Below are 6,213 nucleotides of genomic sequence, written 5' to 3'. Positions count from 1 at the left end.
TGAACGCCTTATGAGTAACCTATTTTCTTTTTTTGGTGCTTTTACTTACTCATGAACGCCCTATGAGTAACCTATTTTCTTTTTTTGCTACTTTTACTTACTCATGAACGCCTTATGAGTAACCATATTTCTTTTTTTTGCTATTTTACTTACTCATGAACTCCTTATGAGTAACTATATTTAATCTTTTTGCTATTTTACATACTCATAAACGCGTTATGAGTAACCATATTTCATCTTTTTGCTATTTTACTTACTCATGAATGTCTTATGAGTAACCTATCTCATCTTCTCGCTATTATACTTACTTATAAACCCTTTAGAGAAATCTATTTTTGCATTTTAATAACCCATGAACGCATTTTTGTCTTTCACTTAAAAACAGGTCCCACAAAAAACACCACCAGCATAAAAGCTAGTGGCCAAAATACACAAAATACAATTTATCCTAATGGTTTAATGTAATCATCAATCGTTTTCCCTTTATATTTTGTAACCGGTTTGATTTTTCCAGATACATCAGGGTTTTGCATTAAATAGTTTCTCTTAACAAAATCAAGATCTTTGTAATCAACTATTCCATCGAAATTAATATCTGCATTTCGATCATTTGTATTTAGTTTGCTAGTGATGTAAACGGCATCCATTATATCAACAACATTATCATTGTTAACATCTCCAGCTTTCATAATTGCGTAGTAGAAATATTTTAATTTTCCAGCATCCATTTTATCGTATGAATCTACCATTTCATTAACATTTACATGTCTTTCGAAATGTCCTGGTATTTTGATAACAATTTCGTATGATTGATCTAGTAATGGTAAATTTGGTACTGAGAATCTAGCAGCACTGTTGATGGTTGCATCATAACGTTTTCCATCTGTACCGCCAATAATGTATACTTCTGCTCCTACTTTTGAGTAATCCTTCTTTGAATCTAACCAAATTGAATTACTTGGAATAAATCCATCAGGTAGGAATCCACCTTCAAGAATTGAATAAGATGGAATAATATTAACACCTTGTCCAAATTTGTTGTTAATCGTCATTTGTGGTTGACCTAAAATGTTCGCTTTCGCAGTTTGGAACCCTAATTGTTGAACCCATTTTGTATATAAGCTTGGCTTATCTTTTACTTTTAAAGTAATCGTAGCCACTGGCATATTAGCATTAATCCCTGTTGTAGGAGTAGGGCCATCTAAACTTGTCGTTAATTTAAGCCAGTTATTAGATGTATCGGTTTTTTGATCTTGAGCGGTTAGGTTCGCTGTTAACCCTAAAGCTTTTACTGCATTAACATATTCACTACTAATTTCTGTGCTTTGGTATTCAAATACATCTTTAGGATAAGTAAGTGTAAACTCACCACCCATTAAGTTTTTAATATTATGTTCACTTAATGTTACTTTAACAGTATCACCGTATTTTGCGTCAAATTTGTCAGTTGTTAATTTGATATATGGTTGTCCATTTTTAACTAATGTGTATGTTTGACTTGGGTGATTTTGTATACCGTTCGTTGCAATGTCTTGACCTAATAAAGTCATTGTTGAGAAGTTTTTCTCTGCTTGGATTTTTCTTGTGTATTCAAAGTTTCCATTGCTATCAACGACTAATGGTACATTACCAATAGGGTTTTGTGCACCTGTTACTTTAACTTTATTTTTTGATTGGTCAATATTATCACCGTTTTTGTTAATTTGATCAATACTTGAATCTGAAATATTACCGCTAATTTTTAGACCGGAATCATCAACTTCGTATACTCCACCTGGTATATTCATTTTCATTGTTGGTAGTGTATTATCAATGACAACTTGCTGTGACTTTTTAAATACTTTTCCTTCATCGTTTGTTCCAACAATTTCAATCTCATATCTTCCTGGAGGAGCAAGTGCTCTTGTGACATGGACTGGTTGGTCTGGATTTCCTGTGAACGGGAAATAAAGACCGTTAAATCCACCATCTAAACCGAATGTCATTCCTTCATTAAATCCACCATCAAATGCGTCGATCATCCCTAATTGCTCACCAGTATCCGAATTCTTTAAAATGATATCAACTGTTTCCATGCGACTATTTAGAGAGAATGCAATTCCAGTAGATCCAGAGATTGGGAACGGTAAATCTCTTCTTGTATTAAAAGCTTTTGTTGTTAGTAAAACATCTTTAATTCCTTGTTCCATTTTATTTAATCCAAATGGAATTTGGTAGACCTCATTGCTGTCTTCTTTGTTCGTAAAAGTAATGTACCCTTCATAAATGCCTAATTCTGCTGTTTTTGGAACAGTAAGTATCGGTTTAATTTTTGACATACCATGAACTTTAGCTCTAACTTCAGATGGTACTTCTAAAGAAATCCCATTTTTTACTGCGTCCTTATCGTAACTACTAACATTATTAAATTGAACTTTTACATCAAACACTTTATCTTTATCTGAGTTGTTTGTCAGTTCAATCGTCTTCTTGTCTGTATAATCCTCATCTGTTGATACAATAGCGCCATAGCTTAGGTCGCCAGATGTCTCTGGGATCATCATTTTATTGCCATTTTCATCAAGCGTTGGTGCTTCATCCTTTACACCAATTTGAATTGAGGAGTGTACAGCTTCATCTGCATCAATTCTTCCAGATCCTTCTTCAAAAACACTATATGACCCGTTTAAGGCATCTGCTGTATTCATTAATGCTAACTTAACTTGCTCAGGAGTATAGTTAGGATGAGCTTGTAAAATTAAAGCAGCAGAACCTGTTACATGTGGTGCAGCCATCGAAGTACCATCAAATCTCGCATACGCATGTTCGTAGTCATCTTTATGTGCTACTCCATTGTAGTAAGCAGGGATTGAAGAAAATACTGCCACTCCAGGTGCAGTGACCTCTGGTTTAATATCATAATATCTTCTTGCTGGTCCCTTTGAACTAAAGTCAGCCAATTTATCCCCTTCAGTATCAAAAGATCCAAAATCATTCATCGTTACGTTAACATTACCTTTAGATAGCATATTGACAAGTTTTGTACCTTGATCATTTGGTATACTAAAAGTTGGGATAAAGTCAAAATTATTTCCGAAATAATATGGTATATAAGTTTCACCATTGATATTATTGAACATGATTACGGCCTTGGCACCATTTGCCTTTGCATTCTTAATTTTTACATTTAAAGTTAAATCGCCACGCTCCATCAGTACAATCTTGTCTTTAACATTTTTACCATTGTAATCGGCAACTTGACCTTTACCTACATAAACAATTGGAAGGTTAGATCCCTTTAAGGTATTGAGATTAGTATAATCTGAACCTAGCATTCTCATATTATCTAATTTAGCAGTTTCAGTTGCTGAAGTTGCAACTGCATTACTAGTTTGGACCGTAATTGGCGAGCTGCTTGCGCCAACTGTAATACCAAGCGCTGATGAAGCTGGGCTACCAATCGTATACTGGTTAGGTCCAGCATTGCCAGCAGCAAGAACACAAACTGTTCCAGCTAAAGTAGCATTATTGATCGCAACTGCCAATGGATCAAGCGGATTAGCAACTGGTGCACCTAAAGATAGGTTAATGACATCCATCTTATCCTCTACTGCTTTTTCAATTCCTGCAAGTATTGTATTCGATGATCCAGAACCATATGGTCCAAGTACTTTATAGCCATAAAGTTCAACTTCTGGAGCTACGCCGGTTATAGCAAAATCGGATTTATTTTTCCCTGTTCCTGCAATAATACCTGATACATGTGTTCCATGTGCAGTATACCAAGGTTCACCAGAAGTTGGATTTAATTCAGCTTGTCCAGATTTTTTCCAATCATCATACGTTGACTCCATAGGATCTGAGTCATTATTTACTAAGTCATATCCTCCCTTATACACATCTTTTATATCAGGATGGGTATAATCGATCCCTGTATCAATGACACCTACTTTAATCCCTTTACCAGTGATACCTTCTTTATGTAGTTTTTCAGCACCGATTTGTTCCATATTATTTAATTTGATCGAAGAATTGTTTGTCGGCTCACCATTTTGTTCTACAAAAGGTTCCACCGTAATTTCTCGATCTTCATAAACAGCATTTACCGTATCTAATGTTAAAAGTTCTTTTACTTCGTTAGCAGGTAGTGTCATTGCAACACCGTTAAAGATACTCTTGTATTCTCTCTTTATACCAATCGATTTTAATTTTCCATTTCCATTTAATTGTTCTTTGAATTTTTTATGAGATTCCTCTACCTTATCTCTTGACTCCTGCATGGAAGCATTAAGGCCGCTCTTTTGATTGATTTTAAAATCAATTTCTGATGGAGCTTGTTTAAACTGAACAATTACATTTAAAGGAGTATCTACATTTAAATCTACGTCTGGTGAGATCTTTAGCCCTTCAGCGTTATTATTTTCCTGCATGCTGTGAATCATTTCTCTATCAGCTTTGGATATATTTTTGATATAACTATCAATATCCTTAATACTACCATTAGAGCCCGTAGAGTTTGTTACTGCGAATGTTTTGTGACCAGAAATTAGACTAGCTGAAAATAAGCTAGAGGTGATTACTCCAGCAGTCATTACTTTGACAATTTTTTTGTTTTTTTGCTTCATCATCTGCATTCTCCTTTTTGCACTTTTCTGAAAAATCTTACAATTACTATTATAATCAGACAAATTCTTAAAGTGTATTGGGGGAATTTTAGATGAAATTAATCTTCATTTTTCTACAAAAATTACATTTTATCCCAATAAAACTTGTTCTATTTCGCGATGATTTTCTCTAACATTTAGTAGTTTTTAAAGTAGAACATTATCCTTTTACACTAGTCTATTAAGTAATATTAGAATAGCCTTAGTTTTTTAACCTAGTTTTAATATCGGCTGATTTATCAAAATAAAAAGGTAAAAAATTACAAAAAGATGGTTTTTGTTGTTTTTTGTAAAATTTTTTTGGCTAAAATTTGTGGGATTTGTAGGAATTCTTTTCAAAATACAGGACTTTTTATTAAAAAATCAAAAAAAGCTATACTTCTTTTTGAAGTATAGTTTCATAGATTTGCTCATTAGATAAATCTAGTCAAAGAGTTGGAAAGTATAATTCTTATAAACTAATTTAATTCCCTCACCGTTTCTTCCACTAATTCAGTTACATTATCATTAATTTCTTTTTCAATTTTTATCTCCTCTTTAATTTCCTTTTTTTCATCAAATGTATCAGCTTCTTTTAACATTTCAGCAAAATCATCAGAGGGTCTTATATATTCTTCACTTTTTTTATCATATTCAAATTTTGATTGGTATACTGCTATAAATTCATAAAAATCAAACCCCGTATTAAAATAAGAGTCGCTAGATAAAAAGGCAACAAATTCATCACCTTTTACCGATGGTCTATGACCGTCCGGTATGACCAAATAAGTTTCGTCTAAATCCTTTTCAGTTAAATTAGGAAATTTATCCTTCATTCCACTTTGTTTTGCAGAAATATATCCACCTTGCTCAATATTGTTATTTTCTTACCCTCTAAAGAGGAATCTCCCTTTAATACATTATTAACTTTAAAGAATAATTTTGTTAATGGATTACCAATACCAGTAGCTTTATCCATGTTTACATAATTCTCAATAGACAATACTCCCCCTTCAACAGCCAATTCTGAATCCTTCAATAATTGGTTAACATCATTGTACGTAACTGCAAAAGCAAGTTCAGAATTTATAACTTTTACATTCTCTGTAACACTTTGATTATTTTCACAAATTTATTTTTATTACTCATTTTCGCTGTTGACATCAATTGAAATAGTAAACAACAAAATGAATTCTATTAAATCTTACCAAAATTTAGCATTTATTTGTTTGTAGTATCGTGTCAAAAATAAGAATTTCAGACTATATAAACATCTGAATTAAGAATGACTATTTACCTAGTAAATTTAGAGATAATTATTTTATCCAACTAGAATATACCTATTAAAACAAACCAAATTTAACGGTTTCAACAACTTTGAAAACAAGTTAGAGATACTTATGGGTGATTTGAGAATTAATACCTATAAATAGAAAAGGAGAATTTATATATTTACTATCAAACAAAATTTATAGTAGGTTTAGTTAAAAATTGAAAAGCATGGCTTTATATTGAAAATCTTCATAAAAAAAAAAGCCCGGCTAAAGAATTGGCTCCCAAATTATTTTAAATTTTTTTTTAAAACTTTTCC

General features: G+C 32.4%; 3 protein-coding genes. All 3 read right to left on the bottom strand.

The annotated features are described in order from the left end of the window. Nucleotides 1-443: 443 nt before the first annotated feature. The 3 genes from CN514_RS08225 to CN514_RS08215 all read right to left on the bottom strand — a co-directional run bounded on the left by CN514_RS08225 (nucleotide 444) and on the right by CN514_RS08215 (nucleotide 5,646). Entirely contained in the window at nucleotides 444-4,607 is a 4,164-nt protein-coding gene (locus tag CN514_RS08225) for a S8 family serine peptidase (protein ID WP_176525832.1), read from the bottom strand. Between the two features lie 494 nt (nucleotides 4,608-5,101). Further along, nucleotides 5,102-5,458, bottom strand: a complete 357-nt coding sequence (locus CN514_RS08220) for a hypothetical protein (RefSeq protein WP_098232183.1) — start codon at nucleotides 5,456-5,458, stop codon at nucleotides 5,102-5,104. Further along, nucleotides 5,455-5,646 (bottom strand): hypothetical protein, encoded by a 192-nt coding sequence (locus tag CN514_RS08215; protein ID WP_098232182.1) that lies wholly within the window; start codon nucleotides 5,644-5,646, stop codon nucleotides 5,455-5,457. Before CN514_RS08215 ends, CN514_RS08220 begins: the two co-directional genes overlap by 4 nt. Between the last annotated feature and the right edge of the window lie 567 nt (nucleotides 5,647-6,213).

Source organism: Bacillus sp. AFS001701, from assembly GCF_002559405.1.
In the GTDB taxonomy this organism is placed as follows: domain Bacteria; phylum Bacillota; class Bacilli; order Bacillales; family Bacillaceae_G; genus Gottfriedia.
Note: the sequence above shows the minus strand (reverse complement) of the source record. Positions and strands in the feature narration are given on the sequence as shown.